Source organism: Chryseobacterium sp. IHB B 17019 (assembly GCF_001456155.1).
Lineage (GTDB): Bacteria > Bacteroidota > Bacteroidia > Flavobacteriales > Weeksellaceae > Chryseobacterium.
This window is the reverse complement of record NZ_CP013293.1, coordinates 2,293,651-2,310,184: the sequence shown is the minus strand read 5'-3', so window position 1 is coordinate 2,310,184 and position 16,534 is coordinate 2,293,651. Positions and strand designations below refer to the sequence as shown.

Annotated in this window: 14 protein-coding genes; 12 read left to right on the top strand and 2 right to left on the bottom strand. The window is 35.6% G+C overall.

All coding sequences use genetic code 11. The features are described from left to right. Nucleotides 1-151 precede the first annotated feature (151 nt). Nucleotides 152-1,315 carry a hypothetical protein gene (locus tag ATE47_RS10640; RefSeq protein WP_062161954.1) on the bottom strand — a complete coding sequence of 388 codons (1,164 nt, stop codon included), beginning with the start codon at nt 1,313-1,315 and terminating at the stop codon, nt 152-154. Nucleotides 1,316-1,351: 36 nt separating this feature from the next. After that, nucleotides 1,352-3,907 carry a TonB-dependent receptor domain-containing protein gene (locus ATE47_RS10635; RefSeq protein WP_062161953.1) on the bottom strand — a complete coding sequence of 852 codons (2,556 nt, stop codon included), beginning with the start codon at nt 3,905-3,907 and terminating at the stop codon, nt 1,352-1,354. A gap of 187 nt (nt 3,908-4,094) precedes the next feature. Here ATE47_RS10635 and ATE47_RS10630 point away from each other — a divergent pair, with 187 nt between their 5' ends. The 12 genes from ATE47_RS10630 to ATE47_RS10575 all read left to right on the top strand — a co-directional run bounded on the left by ATE47_RS10630 (nt 4,095) and on the right by ATE47_RS10575 (nt 16,238). Next, a complete protein-coding gene (locus ATE47_RS10630) occupies nt 4,095-4,772 on the top strand; it encodes a response regulator (protein ID WP_062161952.1) in 678 nt (225 codons plus the stop codon). 50 nt (nt 4,773-4,822) lie between these two features. Next, the gene (locus ATE47_RS10625; RefSeq protein ID WP_062161951.1) at nt 4,823-5,854 is read left to right on the top strand and encodes a sensor histidine kinase; all 1,032 of its coding nucleotides are present in this window, start codon (nt 4,823-4,825) and stop codon (nt 5,852-5,854) included. Nucleotides 5,855-5,985: 131 nt separating this feature from the next. Further along, entirely contained in the window at nt 5,986-6,576 is a 591-nt protein-coding gene (locus tag ATE47_RS10620; RefSeq protein ID WP_062163515.1) for an IS1096 element passenger TnpR family protein, read from the top strand. Between the two features lie 446 nt (nt 6,577-7,022). Further along, the gene (locus tag ATE47_RS10615) at nt 7,023-8,372 is read left to right on the top strand and encodes an alpha-amylase family glycosyl hydrolase (RefSeq protein WP_062161950.1); all 1,350 of its coding nucleotides are present in this window, start codon (nt 7,023-7,025) and stop codon (nt 8,370-8,372) included. A 169-nt stretch (nt 8,373-8,541) separates the two neighbouring features. Then, nucleotides 8,542-8,982: a hypothetical protein gene (locus ATE47_RS10610; protein ID WP_062161949.1), complete on the top strand. Its 441-nt coding sequence runs from the start codon at nt 8,542-8,544 to the stop codon at nt 8,980-8,982. Between the two features lie 116 nt (nt 8,983-9,098). Beyond that, nucleotides 9,099-9,893 (top strand): thymidylate synthase, encoded by a 795-nt coding sequence (locus tag ATE47_RS10605; protein WP_062161948.1) that lies wholly within the window; start codon nt 9,099-9,101, stop codon nt 9,891-9,893. A 43-nt stretch (nt 9,894-9,936) separates the two neighbouring features. Next, a complete protein-coding gene (locus ATE47_RS10600; RefSeq protein ID WP_062161947.1) occupies nt 9,937-10,179 on the top strand; it encodes a hypothetical protein in 243 nt (80 codons plus the stop codon). Next, the gene (locus ATE47_RS10595; protein WP_062161946.1) at nt 10,176-10,499 is read left to right on the top strand and encodes a type II toxin-antitoxin system RelE/ParE family toxin; all 324 of its coding nucleotides are present in this window, start codon (nt 10,176-10,178) and stop codon (nt 10,497-10,499) included. The genes ATE47_RS10600 and ATE47_RS10595 overlap by 4 nt, the downstream gene beginning before the upstream one ends. Nucleotides 10,500-10,568: 69 nt before the next feature. Further along, nucleotides 10,569-11,888, top strand: a complete 1,320-nt coding sequence (locus ATE47_RS10590; protein WP_062161945.1) for a serine hydrolase domain-containing protein — start codon at nt 10,569-10,571, stop codon at nt 11,886-11,888. Between the two features lie 2 nt (nt 11,889-11,890). Then, nucleotides 11,891-12,121, top strand: a complete 231-nt coding sequence (locus ATE47_RS10585) for a hypothetical protein (protein WP_062161944.1) — start codon at nt 11,891-11,893, stop codon at nt 12,119-12,121. Between the two features lie 11 nt (nt 12,122-12,132). Then, nucleotides 12,133-14,646 (top strand): M1 family metallopeptidase, encoded by a 2,514-nt coding sequence (locus ATE47_RS10580; RefSeq protein ID WP_062161943.1) that lies wholly within the window; start codon nt 12,133-12,135, stop codon nt 14,644-14,646. Between the two features lie 263 nt (nt 14,647-14,909). After that, nucleotides 14,910-16,238, top strand: coding sequence for a hydroxymethylglutaryl-CoA synthase family protein (locus ATE47_RS10575; protein WP_062161942.1), 1,329 nt, complete (start codon nt 14,910-14,912; stop codon nt 16,236-16,238). Nucleotides 16,239-16,534 lie beyond the last annotated feature (296 nt).

Genomic DNA, 16,534 nt, shown 5'->3' with positions numbered 1-16,534 from the left:
TAAACCTTTTAGGATTTATATTTGAGAATACCAAATTAATACTTTCTTTTTACATTTAATAATTTATAAAACTATAAATATAAAACGGCATCGGAAAATTACTTCCGATGCCGTTGTTTAATTTGATATAAAGAAAACTAATTACTAATTCTTATAAGCTAGACCATCCTGAAGCCCAAGTAGGAGTTGCAGTTCCGTTTCCAGCACCTGCTGCGTTGGTATTTTCTGTATACGTATTAGCTAAAACTGTTACAGAAGCACCTGCATTAGATTTAGCAGAAGCTTTATTGGTGATGTTGTCAAACTTTACGTTTGTAATTTTTCCACCTCCGTTGAAGTAGCTTACTGTAGCATCATTTTCCATGTTGATTCCTGTAGTCCAACCTGAAAGTACGATGTTGTCAATTGTAGCATAAGTTCCAACTCTTAGTTTGATACCATCTGCTTCACCTGAAGTAGCTCCGATGAAAGTAGCATTTTTGATCGTTGGGTTTGATCTTGGAGATGCATCGTGGTTGTTTGAGTTGTTATCAGCCTCGATACCTCTGTTTCCTGTTCCGTTTGCTCTTCTTTTTGTGTAAACGTTAGTTGCTGTTCCGTTCCATCCTTCTGTCCAGTCGAAACCATCATCTTCATTGCTGATAGAAACGATGTTTGAAACATTTACTGTTCCACCGAAGAACTCGATACCGTCATCAGATCCGTTTACTAAAGCTACATTTTCTACTTTAGTTGCGTTTCCAACTCCGAAAAGAGAAAGTCCGTTGAATTCTTTGTCTGCAGTATAGATTGCTCCGGCATATTCAACTCTTACATAGGTTAAAGATCCTGAGTTATCAGCAGCGTTTGTACCTCCATACGTTGCATTTCCTACTTCCGCAGTAGCAGAAGTTCCTTTGTTGATAGGAGCTCTACCACAAAGTACTAATCCTCCCCAGCTTCCCGGTGTACTGGCAGGAGAAGTGAATACTACAGGCGCAGAAGCTGTACCGTTAGCAAAAATCTGACCTCCCTGTTCAATTGTAATAAAAGAAGAAGTACCACCAGTAGCTTCAATTCTTGTACCTGCAGGGATAACTAGTTTACCACCGTCTTTTACCATTACAGCACCTGTAAGCTTGTATACTTTAGAAGGATCTAATGTTACAACCTGTCCGTTAGGAACATCACCTTTGAAGTTATTTGGATCTTGAGCGATTCCTACAGGAGATACTGTTGGGATTGAATCATCATCACTGTCGCTGCATGATTGGATTGCGAATGAAGTACCAATAAATAAAGCCGCAGCTATTAATTTTAAGTGATTCTTTTTCATAATACTTTTAGATTTTTATTCTGTTATTTATATTTTTTAAAATTCGTAAGAAACACCTAGTCCTAAACCAATACCTCTTTTGTATTCTTTAGAAACAAGCTCTGTTCCTTCGTTATCCTGAATTCTTTTAATAGTAGGATTGATTAAGTTTTTACCCTGAAGAGAGATCCCCAATCCATTGTTGAATTTGAATCTTGCTGTAGCATCAAGTGTATTGATCGCCTTGTCTACCATATTTCCTCTTTTCTCGAATCCTAGAGAGTAAATATTGTCTCCGATGTAAGAGTAAGCCACTACAAGGTCAAGATTTCCGTTTTTCCATTTGCTTTCCCAACCTAGGTTTACGTTGGCTAAGAAATCTGAAGCTCCCTGCATTTTTTCTTTATCTTTAAGGAAGTTTCCTGAAACATAAGTGTTTTCTTCCGTTAGTTTTTTAGAATCAAGATCCTGCTCAGTATTCAAATAGGTTGCATTAAGGAAAGTGTAGAATCTTGAGTTTCCTTTTGAATAAAGGTCTTTTCTGAATTCAACTTCAGCTCCGAATACTCTTGCGCTTTCTCCAACGTTTGCAAAAGAAACTACGTTTGATGAAGAAGCGATTGTAATTCTGGAAATCGGGTTTTTGATATATTTTCCGAAAGCTGTAATGGAAATTACTTCATTCTTTTTCGGGAACCATTCCCATTTTAAGTCCAAATTATAGTTGTCAGACGGATAAACGTCCTTGTTTCCTAAGCTTGATTCATCAATATCTTCATATTCGAACGGAGCCATTTCCAATAAAAGTGGAGTAGTATAAGTTTTGGATGCCGACAATCTGAAGTTGTTGAAATCGTTTAAAGCATACTTAACGTTTAATGTTGGTAAAATTTTATTATAATTTTTATCTAAAGTACCACCGTTTGAAAGTAATGCCGTGTTGTACGTCATTTTTTGACTTAAATTGTCATAACGAACACCGATCTGAGCAGTTAATTTTTCATTAAACTTATAATCAAAGTTTACATATCCTGCATTGTTGAAGATTTCAGAAGTAAAGAACTGAGGAATTAAAGCGGTAGCAGGATCAAATTTCACATCTCCTCTGAAAGTTACGATATCAAAAGCACCGATCTGGTAATTCAACGGGTTGAAGAAGGTATCGTAGTTATTAGGATCTACAAAGTAACTTCCCTGGTTTAGCTTAATTCTGAAGTTGTACTGAGTCGCTCTGAAATCGCTGTCTTTGTATCTTCCGCTGTACCCTAAAGTCAGTTTTGCTTTATCAGAAAATTTATAATCTGCATGAATATCTCCTACATAATCATTCTCTATAAGGTTATCGAAATATCTGTTGTTGGCTCCCGGGTTACTGCTTGCAAAGAAGCTTGTGTTCATCTGCTTGTCGAAGATCGTTACGTTTTGCTGACGATCCGGTCTTTTACTTTCCAGTCTGTTGAAACCTAGATTCCATGAAATTTTAAATGGTTCAGATAAAGTATGCTCACCTCTTAATTGATTTACAAATAAATCGTTTACTTTATAAGTAGCTCTTCTTAAATTGGTTACATATCTTTCCTGTAATGGATCATTATCATAATAATCTCTGTTATATCCTTTATAATTACCTAATTTCTGATCTGTTGTGTGGATATAATTTGTAGTGAAATTAATGTTATGATTATTGTTGATCTTATAGTTTAAGTTTAATAAACCTGTACTGTTTGTAAGGTATCTGTATTCTTCCGCGTCGTTATAGATTTTTAGCGGAGTATTTTGTCCGTCATAAGAACCACCTGCGGTTCCTTTTATATATCCATAATCGTTATCAAATGCGGCATATCCGAAGATGCTCAATCTCCCTGTAGAACCTACTTTGAAGTTTGTTCCGAAATCAATTCCTAAAGATGATGCGAAAGGATTATTCTGTTCCTTATTCTGCCAAGAAGTTTTGAAAACGTATCCTGCACTTGCAACAGATGCGTTGGATGGTTTTTTGATGATATCGGTTCCGAAGAAATTCGGTCCGTCCTGAAGATAGAAGTTATTTTTCTGAATAGCATTAAAGTTTACTGAAGACCCTAAGTTTACTTTAAAATAAGGCTTTCCCGTGTATACTTTTGAAACGATATCTACGTTTGCACCAGCCATATCACCCCAGATTCTCGGAGTATATACTTTTTCTAAGCTTAGATAATCGATCATATCAGTTTTCACGATACCTAAGTCAATGTTTTTATAAAGAGGATCATTAGATGGGATAGGAAGGCCATTCATTGTTGTAGAATTATACCTGTCTCCTAAACCTCTTACGAAAATCTGCCCGCTGCTTTCCTGCTTCTGAGTTCCGGTAGCTTTCGTTACCGCTGTTGCTGCATCACTTACCCCTTGTTTGGCAAGCTGTACAGAACCTACTCGTTCAATTACTTCTACGGATTTTTTCTGTAAGCTGATAATATTAGATTCCGCGCCTTTTCTGGTTGACCCTTTAATTACGACACCTTCGATTTTCTTTTCAGATTTTGCAGTGTCTTTTTTTGTTTCTTGAGCGTAAAGTACAGTTCCCGATGTTGTTAAAAACAAAACTGCAATACTCAGTTTTCTAAAGTTCATTTCTTTTTTACTATATTCTTTCGGTGCAAAGGAAGGAAAGAATAGTGTTGCAAATGGTTTAGCGAAATTTAAATTTTTCTTAACTAAATATTAAGAAAAGGATATTATTGTTAACTTTATGTGAACGATATCCCTTTTATTAAACTGTGATTAAAATATTATTAACTTTGACACGTAAAACTTGAAAATGAACCAAAAGAAAATCCTCTTAATAGACGACGAACTGGATATTTTAGAGATTCTGTCTTATAACCTGGAAAAGGAAGGTTACGACATCTTCACTGCTACAAACGGTAACGAAGGTATCAGCAAAGCTAAAGAAATCATCCCTGATCTTATCTTATTAGATGTAATGATGCCCGAAAAAGACGGTATCGAAACTTGTCAGGAACTTCGCAAAATTAAAGAACTTCAGAAAACATTAATCGTTTTCCTTTCCGCAAGAAGTGAAGAGTTCTCCCAATTAGCTGGTTTCCAGGCAGGCGCAAACGATTACATTGTGAAGCTGATCAAACCGAAGATTCTTATTTCTAAAGTGAACGCTTTATTACAATTAACCTCTCAGGTTTCTGATAATGCTAAATTAATAGAAATTGGTGATCTTGTCATTGATAAAGACAACTTCAGAGTTTCCAAAAGCGGACAGCAATTCTTACTTCCGAAAAAGGAATTCGATCTTCTTTATTTATTAGCTTCAAACACCGAAAAAGTATTCAAAAGAGAAGAAATTCTGGAAAAAGTTTGGGGGAATGATGTAATTGTGGGAGAAAGAACCATCGATGTGCACATCAGAAGATTAAGAGAAAAACTGGGTATTAATACAATCCAGACATTAAAAGGAATTGGGTATAAACTTATTGTTTAATACTCAATTTCATTTTATACCTTTACATTAACCAATAAAATTTTGTAAAATTGAAATTTTACAGACTTACACTCGTCGCCTCCTGTCTTCTGACGTTGGTGATGTTTCTTTTAGTAATCATCTTTGATTCACTAAAGGATATCTATTACAAAACTCCGTTTTTCAAGCTTGGGCTTTTTATTTGCCTCATTCTTATTTTTGTAATTAATTATATCGTACTGGAATTACTGTTTAATTATTATGGTAAAAAACAGGTTCGAGGTCTTTCACAGCTTTTGCCTCAGGAGATTGTTCATAATGATCATGAAAATATCACCATTAAAGAATTGGGAGAAAGATTTTCCGACCTTAATCAGCAGAAAGTTACAGAACTCGATATGATGAAGGAAATGGAAAGCTACCGTAAAGAATACATCGGAAACGTTTCCCATGAGCTTAAAACTCCATTATTCTCCATTCAGGGTTATGTAGAAACTTTACGGGACGGTGGAGTGGATAACCTTACCATCCGCGACAAATATTTAGAAAGAATCGACAAATCTGTTGAAAGATTGATTGCCATTGTCACAGACCTTGACATGATCAACAGGCTCGAGGCGGGCGAAATTAATCTTACCGTTTCAAGATTTGATGTTAATTTATTAGTCAAAGAAATTTTCGACCTTCTTGATCTTGAAGCCGAAAAACACAACGCTACATTGCAGATCCAGACCCTGTACCCGCAGATTTTCGTTGAAGCCGACAAGCAGAAGATTTCACAGGTCTTTATTAATCTGATTTCTAATGCAATTCATTATGCCAACAGGCAGGAAGCTAAAGTAGTGGTAAAAACAAGTGTTCTTAAAAACAAAGTTTTAATAGAAGTTATAGACAACGGGATGGGGATCAAATCCGAAAGTCTTCCGAGGATTTTCGAGAGATTCTACCGTGTAGAGACCAGTAGAAGCAGACGTGAAGGCGGTTCCGGGCTGGGATTGGCGATCGTAAAACACATTCTCGAAGCGCACAATGAAAACATTACTGTAGAGAGTGTATATCTCGAAGGAACTAAGTTCAGTTTTATGCTTGAAAAAAGTAAATAATTTTTGCAAAATGTAAGAAAAAAAAATATTTTAAAAAATCCTGAAATATTTTTTTGTCACATCTCATTTATTTTATATTTGCAACAGAGATTTATCATAATAAAAAAGGCAAAAAAAGTAATTTAAAACTGATGGTTTACAAAATCCGCGTAATATTAGATGCGAAAGAAGATATTTTCCGAGATATCGAAGTTAAGGGAAAACAGACGCTATGGAACTTACATTTAGGAATTAAAAGTGCATTCAGCTTGCAGGGAGACGAGCTTTCCACTTTTAATTTGCTGGAAGAAGACGGAACGATCGTAAAAAGTGTTCCGTTGGAAGATATGAGTGACGATGGCGATGGCGAAATTATGTCGGATGTGTACATTGATGAAGCCTTCGAAAATGTAAGTGATAAAGCTCAGTTCCAGTACGGACTTCTCGATCTTTGGGAATTTTTCTGTGAGCTTGTTGAGATTATTGACGAAACAAAAGGCGTGAATTATCCCATCACGGTTTACAGATTTGGAAACGTTCCTTTGAAAGCACCAACTAAAAACGGTGGAGGATCCAAGAAAAAATCAGCGATGCCTTTATTGGACGATGATTTCAACTTTGTGGATGATTTTGCAGGAGGTACCGGCTTTGTAGATGAAGACGAAGATTTTGATGATGAAGAGGAAGAAGACTACAACGATGATGTTTTCGATGATGAGGATGACAACGATGACGAAAGATAATCGATAAACATAAAATATACTGCCCCGAATGAAAATTCGGGGCTTTTTGTTGAATAAATTTGATTTCCGTCGCAGGCAGAATCTCTATTCCCAATTATTGTAAACTCCCAACATTCATCTTCAAACTTCCATCTTTTCAGGAGCTATTTCCCGCTTTCCGCACTCGCTATTTTTTGGGTTTGGGCGGCGGCAAAGCCGCCGCCCAAACCCAAAAAATGAGCTCAAACAAATGCTGCAATCGGGGCTAGGAAATACATGCTGTTGAAAACCACCCCGTCAAAAATTCTAAAGAATTTTCGCCACCCCTCCAGAGGAGGGGAATCTTACCGCAAAAACCATAATTAGATTAAAAATCCACCAAAAATATATTCATTCTTAGTTAAAAAATTCACCATTCACCGTTCACATTTAAAAAACCTTTCCCTATTTTTGTTAAAACTGAATTAATGAAAAAATTAATTTTATTAGCTGTAATTGGTCTGGGAATTGTTTCCTGTACTACTCAAAATACAAAGAAAAGCATGACGGATTTACCTAAAAACTGGAAACAAACTACAAATATTTACGAAGTCAATCTTAGACAATATACTCAGGAAGGAACTTTCAAAGCATTTGAAAAAGAGATGCCCCGACTGAAATCCATGGGTGTAAAAACACTTTGGTTTATGCCGATCACTCCGATTGCCCAGGAAAATAAAAAAGGAAGTTTGGGAAGTCAATATGCAGCGGCAGATTATACTTCCATCAACCCTGAATTCGGAACGTTGGACGATTTCAAGCATATGGTAAATGAAGCCCACAGATTAGGGTTCAAAGTATTGATCGACTGGGTTGCGAATCACACTGGCTGGGATCACGTTTGGACAAAAACGCATCCCGAATTTTATTTAAAAGACCCCGACGGAAGCTTTCACCGCGCCTCTGGGATGGACGATATCATCGAGCTTGATTACAAAAATCAGGAAATGCGCCTTGCTATGATCGAGGCTATGAAATATTGGGTAAAAGAAACCAATATCGACGGTTTCAGATGCGACCTTGCTTCATGGGTGGAAGTTGATTTCTGGGAACAGGCCCGTCCCGAAGTTGAAAAAATAAAGCCGCTTTTCTGGATTGGAGAATATGATGAACTGGAAAATCCAGGTTACGGAAAAGTTTTCGATGCAAGCTATTCATGGAAATGGATGCACAAATCCGAAGATTATTACAAGAAAAACGAACCGCTTCAAGAGCTTAAAGATTTACTTATAAAATATTCAGCAATCGGTGATCATTCGATGAGGGCCTGGTTTACAACGAATCACGACGAAAATTCTTGGAACGGAACAGAATACGAAAAATATGGTGTTATTGCTAAGCCAATGGCCGTATTTTCAACAACATGGAATGGTATTCCGTTATTATATTCCGGACAAGAGCTTCCTAATATGAAAAGACTGGAATTCTTTGAAAAAGATGTCATCAAATGGACAAATACTTATCAAATGGCAGACTTTTACAAAACATTGTTAAATTTAAAATCATCGAATCCTGCATTAAGAGGCGGTGACCAAAATGTGACAACCTATTTTCTGAATACAACAGCCAACGATAAAATTTTAGCTTACGTCAGAAAAAATGGGAATGATGAGGTTTTGGTAGTCTTAAATATGTCGAAAGAGCCGGTAAATTTTAGTATTGAAGATGAACATGTATCGGGATCTTTCAAAGATGTATTTGAGAAAACAAAAAGGGATTTTAATGAAAGAAAAGATTTTGATTTCAAACCCGGAGATTTTGCAGTTTTCGAAAAATGAAATACCAGGCCGTTACTATTCTGGCTGAAATTATAAATTAAGGCGGGCTTATCAGTCCGCTTTTTATTTAAAATTTGATATTACAGTGTAAATTATCCTGTTATTGTATTGAAGGGGATTAAAAATATTTAATACATTTGAATTTTATGTTAAATGAAAGCTGTTGTCTATGGATAAATCAAGAATACTAGAAATCATTAAAAATAAAATCACCGAGAAAATACAAAGTTTTGAAAATCTCATTGCGGAAACCAGGGCTTCGAATAACGATACGAAAAGTTCTATGGGAGACAAATATGAAACCGGACGTGAAATGCTCCAGCAGGAAATCAACAACCTCCAAAGGCAATTGAATGAAACTCTAAACCAACAGGCATTAATTCAAAAAATAACTCCGGAACCCTCATCAAAAGCTCAAAACGGAGCATTGGTAAAAACGGATAAAGGGCTATTTTATATTTCGGCTTCTGTGGGAGAAATTACTTATGATAATCAGAAAATCATGACAGTTTCCGATGAATCTCCTTTAGTAATAGCAATGTCAGGATTGAGTTCCGGGCACACGTTTTCCATTAACAATATCAATCAGACCATTGAAGAAATCTGGTAATTTTTTGCTCAAGGCAGTCATAGATAATATTTCATAAATGATTTCTTTTTTATGACTTATGATAACAAAAAATCGGTTGGTTTTTTCTAAATTTGAACCATCAATTTATTTTCAAAATGCAAAATTACTTAGACCTTCTACAACATATTTTAGACAACGGAACGGATAAAACCGACAGAACCGGAACCGGAACAAGGAGTGTTTTCGGGTATCAGCTGAGATATGACCTGTCGAAAGGTTTTCCTTTGGTGACAACTAAAAAAGTGCATTTGAAATCCATTATTTATGAACTGCTTTGGTTCCTGAAAGGAGATACAAACGTTAAATATTTAAACGACAACGGAGTTTCAATCTGGGACGAATGGGCGGATGAAAACGGAGATCTCGGCCCTGTTTACGGGGCGCAGTGGAGAAGTTGGAACGGAGCCGACGGAAAAGTTGTAGACCAGATTACAGAAGTGATCGACCAGATAAAGAAAAATCCTGATTCCAGAAGGTTGATCGTTTCTGCATGGAACGTATCAGAAATCCCGAACATGGCTTTGGCACCTTGTCACGCGCTATTTCAGTTTTATGTGGCGGACGGGAAGCTGTCGTTGCAATTGTATCAGAGAAGTGCGGACGTTTTTCTTGGTGTTCCGTTTAATATCGCGAGTTATGCACTGTTATTGATGATGGTAGCACAGGTTTGTGACCTTGAAGTGGGAGATTATGTTCACAGCTTCGGTGATGTTCATATTTACAATAATCATTTTGAACAGGTAAATAAACAATTGTCAAGAGATCCGAGACCGCTTCCAACGATGAAATTAAATCCGGAAATCAAAGATATCTTTGGTTTTGATTTTGAAGATTTTACATTGGAAAATTACGATCCACATCCGGGAATTAAAGCACCGGTTGCGATTTAATTTTTAACAATAATTCATTAACTTTGTTTGAATTCAAGGAATTATGGAAATTAAAATCAACTTAGACGAATATGCAGATGTTCCTTTCATCAAAAAACTTTTATCCCAGATAAAAGGTATTAAGAGTATTGAGGTTTCCGATAATGATAAAACTTACTCTTGGGATGAGATTGAAAGCTCAGAATATTTTGGGAAAGTAATGGAACAAAGTGAAAATGAATATAAAAATGGCAAATCTCAAGAGCTGACTGATGATTTTTTAGATGAAATATTTAATAAAAAATGAAAATCTTAATTTCAGAAACTGCCAAAAACTCTTTAAAAGAAATTGTTGATTTTCTAAAAGCCAATTGGACTATAAAGGAAATTGCCATTTTAAAAAATGATATTAAGAATTTCAGACAGACGATAATTGATGACATTGTAAAACATCCGTCTTTAGAAAGATTTCCTAATATAAAATATACCTTTATTGGAAAGAAGCAAGTTAAGCTGATTTATGAAATTAAAACAGACGAAATAATTATCAAATTGTTTTGGCATTGCAAACAGAATCCGATAAAATTAAAATATCTTCTTAACAAGGAAGAAAGCATTAAAAAGTGAAGTGTAAAACTTCACTTTTTTTGTAACATTCAGCGAATTTTTTCAACCTATTGACTAAATCTCAAAAGTATGTTTAAAAAGTTACTTTTACTTTCAGCAATCAGCCTTTCAACTACTGCTTTCTCTCAAAATAATGTAAAGGAAAAACTAGGAAATTACTTAGATTCTCTCTTTGTACACCATAAAGTAATGGGAAGCTTTGCTTTTGCAGAGAATAATCAGCCTACTTTCATTAAGGTAGTTGGATTTTCTGACATAGAGACAAAACAGAAAGCCAATATGAATACACAATATCGCATTGGTTCTATTAGCAAGACTTTCACTGCGGTTTTGATAATGAAGGCCGTTGAGGATAAAAAACTTTCACTCGACAAAAAGCTTTCTGATTTCTATCCCGACATTCCAAATGCAGATAAAATTACCATCGAAAACTTACTGCAGCACAGAACCGGAATCCACAATCTCACCAACGAAGCAGAATATTGGCAATACAATAAACAACCTCAAACGGAAAGCAATTTAGTCAATATCATTAAAAAATATAAAAGCGACTTTGAACCCGGTTTAAAGCATGAATACAGCAATTCAAACTATATTTTGCTAGGTTTTATTCTTGAAAAAGCTTATAAAAAATCATATGCAGATTTAATTAAAGATAAAATTGTAAGACCATTAAAATTAACGTTAACGGAAGTTGGCGGCAAAATCGACACCTCAAAAAACCAGGCAAAATCTTATCAGTTTACCAACGGAAATTATCAGATTTCATCGGAAACTGACATGAGCATTCCAATCGGTGCAGGAAATATTATTTCTACACCGACAGAACTTTTGAAGTTTATTCTAGGTCTGGAACAGGGAAAATTAATTAAACCGGAAAGCCTGAACAAGATGAAAAATTTCATGGATGGTTACGGGTATGGTTTGGTGAAAGTTCCTTTCGAGGAATATTCAGGATTCGGGCATACAGGCGGGATTGACAATTTCAGATCAGCCTTATTTTATTTTCCCGACTTGAAAACGGCAATGAGCTTTACTACGAATCAGGCGGATATGGATACGAACGAAATTTCTATTAAAATGCTGGAAACAGCGATGGGTAAAGACTTCGAAATGCCAAGTTTCAAGACACTTGTAATTCCGGAAGCTGAACTGCAAAAATTTGTCGGGAATTATTCAAGCCCTGATATTCCTTTAAAAATTAATGTATTTATTAAAGATAAAACATTGATGGCTCAGGCAACCGGACAAGGCGCATTTCCTTTAGAAGCAACTTCTAAAACAAGCTTTAAATTTGACATGGCAGGAATTGTGATCGACTTTTACCCTGCAAAAAAACAATTCGTCATCATTCAGGGCGGAACAAAAAATACCTTTACAAAAGAATAAAAATGAAATATTTAAAAATAAATACCGAAAAAACAGCCGATCTTGAGGCTTTACAAATCGCTATTCTTCAAATGAAAGGAGTCGATTCCGTAGAAATCATCGATGAAGAAAATCCTGAAAGTGAGCTGAAAAAGGCATTTAACAAAACCAAAGAACAGTTTAAAAAAGGTGATTACGAAACTGTTGTCAATGATATTTTTGACATTTTAACAAAAAATAATTCTAAAAAATAATCTATTTAAAGATGAAAAAGGCCATTTTATCGATTGCTATTCTGGGCGGGATTTTCTTTTCCGCAAATGTAGCAGCACAAACCGAAACTTCGGGTAGAGAAAAGGTGTACAGAGCCACTCACACGAAGGTAACGGAACTTAAACATACCAAGCTTAAAGTTAATTTTGATTATCAGAAAGAGCAGATGAACGGGGAAGAATGGCTGACTGCCGCTCCTTTTTTCTATCCTTCCAACGAGCTGACTCTTGATGCCAAAAGTATGCTGATCCATGAAGTAGCGTTGGATATGAATGGTAAAAAAACGCCTTTAAAATATGATTATAAAGACGATATTTTAAAAATTATTTTAGACAAAACGTATCAGAAAAACCAGGATTATACGGTTTACATCAAATATACATCCCGTCCAAACGAAGTAAAACAGCAGGGAAGTGCAGCAATTAATGACGCAAAAGGTTTGTATTTCATTAATGCTCAGGGAAAAGATCCTGACAAACCAACCCAGATCTGGACTCAGGGAGAAACGGAATCTTCCTCTGCATGGTTCCCGACTATTGATAAACCGAATCAAAAAACAACTCAGGAAATCTACATGACGGTTCCTGATAAATATGTAACGCTTTCCAACGGGATTTTAAAAGATTCTCAAAAAGAAGCAAATGGCTTAAGAACAGATCATTGGGTAATGGATAAAAGGCATGCCACCTATCTTTTCTTCATGGGAGTCGGTGAATATGCGATTGTAAAAGACAAATGGAAAAATATTCCTGTAGATTATTATATCGAAAAAGAATACGAACCTTACGCTAAACAGATCTACGGAAATACCCCTGAAATGATGGAGTTTTTCTCTAAAAAAATGGGCTACGATTATCCATGGGCAAAATATGCGCAGATTTCCGGAAGAGATTACGTAAGTGGTGCGATGGAAAACACGACAGCAACGCTTCACGGAAGTGATATTCTTCAAAAGCCGGGACAGTTGATTGATGAAAATACCTGGGAGGACACGATCGCACACGAATTATTCCACCATTGGTTTGGAGATTTGGTGACGGCAGAAAGCTGGAGTAATCTTACGGTAAACGAATCTTTCGCAAACTATTCGGAATACCTTTGGAACGAGTATAAATACGGAAAAGATCAGGCAGATTATCATCAGATGCAGGACGTAAATATGTACATTCACAATCCTTCTGATTTCAAGAAAAATTTGGTGAGATTCAATTATGATTCCCGCGAAGATGTTTTCGATTTGGTGACTTATCAGAAAGGAGGAGGAATTCTTCATATGCTGAGAAATTATCTTGGTGACGACGCTTTCTTTGCCGGAATGAATGATTATCTAAAAACAAATGAATATCAGAGTGGAGAAGCGCATCAGGTAAGATTATCATTTGAAAAAGTTTCAGGAAAGGATCTGAATTGGTTCTTCAATCAGTGGTATTTCGGAAGCGGAAACCCGAAAATCAATTATTCGTATACTTTTGAGCCCGTTAAAAAACAGGTAGTTGTTACCATCAATCAGACTCAGGATCAACCGTTTGAGTTTCCTTTAGCAATTGATGTTTATGACAACGGAAAACCGAAAAGATATAATGTTTGGGTAAACGCGGAAGCAAAAAATACCTTTAATTTCGATGTTTCTAAAAATGCAGATTTGGTAAACATCAATGCAGACGGTGTTTTACTGGCGGATATTACAGATACAAAAACTCCTGAGCAATATTTAATGCAGTTCATGGGTTCCAAGGAATTCAAGAGCAAATATAACGCTTTGAACGGAATTAAAGACCAGGTTGGAAAAAATCCGGCGGCCACAAAATTATTGGCTGCTGCCATTAAAGATCCTTTCTTCAGAACAAGAATTAAGGCTTTACAATTAGTGGATTTATCAAATGCAGAACAATTGAAAGCAATGGGTTCTGAGGTTGAAAGATTAGCTGTAAATGATCCGAAAACTTTGGTTCAGGCAGCGGCAATTTCGGCGTTGGCAAAAACAAAAGACAAAAAATACTTACCAATTTTTGAAAAAGGATTGAATGCCGTTTCAAATTCGGTAAAAGGAAATTCTGTAGGTGCAATTATTGAAATTGATCCTTCAAGAGCTAATGCTTTGGCTGATAAAATTGATTTGGAAGGTGCTCCGGACAATTTAATGGATAAATTAGTACCGATTATCGTTAAAAATAAAGTCACTTCCCAGATGTCGAATATCGCTCAGGTAGCTGCGTTTTATCCTTTCATTAAATTCCAGAATCCGGAACTTGGAAAATCTGCGGAAGAAGGATACAATTGGATTATGAGTTCGGATAATCTGAAAGCAACGGAAAGCATCACGAAAATGTTGGGCCAGGCAAAAGGACAGATCGGTGAGAATCCACAGGCAAAAATGATGATTTCACAAATGTTGAAAGATGGTTTAAACAAAAAAATGGAACTCTTAAAACAGAATCCACAAAATGCGGCAAGCATTAATAAACAGATCGATGCACTGAATAAAGCGATCGAGGATTTTAAATAATCAAATTAAAATATGTATTGAAAAGCACTTCTGAAAAGAGGTGCTTTTTGTTTAAATCTAAGCAATACTTAAACAATCATTTTGTCATTTTGTAAGAATCAAGGCCGTTTATATTCTTTTATTAAAATAGCTTAAATGCCTACGGAATGACAAACTTAATGGATTAAGAATATTAAATTTATCATTAATAATCCAAAATTTATCGATCATTATATATGATTAAACGTTTACATTTTTTAAATTCGTATTAAAAATTGTATACTATGACTTTTGGAATTGAGGCAGCAAGCTATTATGTACCTTCCTTATATTTAGAAATTAAGGATTTAGCAGAAAAAAGAGGAATTGAACCCGCAAAACTCGAAAAGGGGCTGGGATTACATAAAATGGGATTTCCTGATGTGCATGAAGATGCAGCCACTTTTGCAGCGGAAGCCCTGTTGAAACTGATTAAAGACTATCAAATCAATCCAAAAGAAATATCAAGAATCTATCTGGGAACAGAAAGTGCTTTGGATGCAGCGAAACCCACAGCTTCTTATGCAATGCAAATGGTTGAGAAAGTTTTGGAAGCAGAATTTGGAGAAAGATGTTTCAAAAACTGTGATGTTGTGGATATGACTTTTGCCTGTGTCGGAGCAGTGGATGCACTTCACAATTCTTTGGATTTTGTAAGAGCAAATCCGGATAAAAAAGCGGTTGTGATTGCCAGCGATTATGCAAAATACGAACTGGCTTCCTCGGGCGAATATACACAGGGTGGGGGCGCGGTTGCCGTTCTGGTTTCCTCAAAACCGGATCTTTTGGAGATTGAAAATAACTGGGGTGTCGCAACAGAAAGTGTTTTCGATTTTTTCAAACCAAGACGCCATTATAATAAAGAAAATCTAACAAATGCTCCGGAAAATTTCCCTGATAAAATTGAAATTTTTACGGATGAGCCGGTTTTTGACGGACAATATTCCAATCAATGTTATCAGGACAGAATTCGGGAAGCTTATCAGCATTATAAAGAAATTACAGGAAAAAATAAACCTTATGAAGCTTGGAAGTATCTTATTTTCCATCTTCCTTATGCATTTCATGGAAAAAGGGTTTTTACGGAGATTTACAGCCTGGAAAACGACCTTTCTTACGAAACTCCTGAAGAACAAAAAGTTGTTGCAAAATCTGAAAACTATATTCAATTTATTAATAATAAAATTGAAAAATCGCAGCGAGCATCTTCCGAAATCGGGAATATGTACACAGCTTCAATTTTTATGGCTTTACTTTCGGCATTGCAGACTTCTTTTAATGAGAATGAAGAATTAGCCGGTGAAGAAATTGGATTTTTGGCTTATGGTAGCGGTTCCAAATCAAAAGTATTTGCGGGGAAAGTTTCAGAAAACTGGAAAAATGTTGTTTCAAAATGGAACTTATTTGAGGAATTAAAAAACAGAACTGCCATTGACTTTGAAACTTACGAAAAACTTCACCGGAAACAGCTGGAAATTTCTGTAAATGAGAACTATAAAGGTTTCGGTTTAAAATCTGTTGAGTTGGAAAACCCGGTTTTGAACGGCGCGAGGTATTACAGCTTTCAGAAATAAAATCGATTTATTGAGTAATAAGGAGCATCTTAAGTTTAGGATGCTCTTTTTTTGTAAATGGTGAATTTTTATCAAAACAATATTTCATTAACTGAGGAATTGTTTTATTGTTTATTTTTTACTCAGATATTTGAATTGTAGTTTATTTTTTCAATGGTTAAAAGAAATTGTAATGATAATGCGCCTTTTTTTACTATTAAAAAAATAAGTTAAATTTTGAATAGAAAAATATTTTTTTAACTGAATTAATTGAAATTGTGCTTAAATGTTTAATCTGTTTCATTTTTAGTGAATAT

Excerpts from the sequence above, each read along its gene's own strand:
- ATE47_RS10635 (WP_062161953.1), bottom strand. The coding sequence starts at position 3,907 with ATGAACTTTAGAAAACTGAGTATTGCAGTTTTGTTTTTAACAACATCG.
- ATE47_RS10605 (WP_062161948.1), top strand. The coding sequence starts at position 9,099 with ATGCAAAATTACTTAGACCTTCTACAACATATTTTAGACAACGGAACG.
- ATE47_RS10590 (WP_062161945.1), top strand. The coding sequence starts at position 10,569 with ATGTTTAAAAAGTTACTTTTACTTTCAGCAATCAGCCTTTCAACTACT.
- ATE47_RS10595 (WP_062161946.1), top strand. The coding sequence starts at position 10,176 with ATGAAAATCTTAATTTCAGAAACTGCCAAAAACTCTTTAAAAGAAATT.
- ATE47_RS10620 (WP_062163515.1), top strand. The coding sequence starts at position 5,986 with ATGGTTTACAAAATCCGCGTAATATTAGATGCGAAAGAAGATATTTTC.
- ATE47_RS10630 (WP_062161952.1), top strand. The coding sequence starts at position 4,095 with ATGAACCAAAAGAAAATCCTCTTAATAGACGACGAACTGGATATTTTA.
- ATE47_RS10575 (WP_062161942.1), top strand. The coding sequence starts at position 14,910 with ATGACTTTTGGAATTGAGGCAGCAAGCTATTATGTACCTTCCTTATAT.
- ATE47_RS10580 (WP_062161943.1), top strand. The coding sequence starts at position 12,133 with ATGAAAAAGGCCATTTTATCGATTGCTATTCTGGGCGGGATTTTCTTT.
- ATE47_RS10610 (WP_062161949.1), top strand. The coding sequence starts at position 8,542 with ATGGATAAATCAAGAATACTAGAAATCATTAAAAATAAAATCACCGAG.
- ATE47_RS10615 (WP_062161950.1), top strand. The coding sequence starts at position 7,023 with ATGAAAAAATTAATTTTATTAGCTGTAATTGGTCTGGGAATTGTTTCC.
- ATE47_RS10640 (WP_062161954.1), bottom strand. The coding sequence starts at position 1,315 with ATGAAAAAGAATCACTTAAAATTAATAGCTGCGGCTTTATTTATTGGT.
- ATE47_RS10600 (WP_062161947.1), top strand. The coding sequence starts at position 9,937 with ATGGAAATTAAAATCAACTTAGACGAATATGCAGATGTTCCTTTCATC.
- ATE47_RS10585 (WP_062161944.1), top strand. The coding sequence starts at position 11,891 with ATGAAATATTTAAAAATAAATACCGAAAAAACAGCCGATCTTGAGGCT.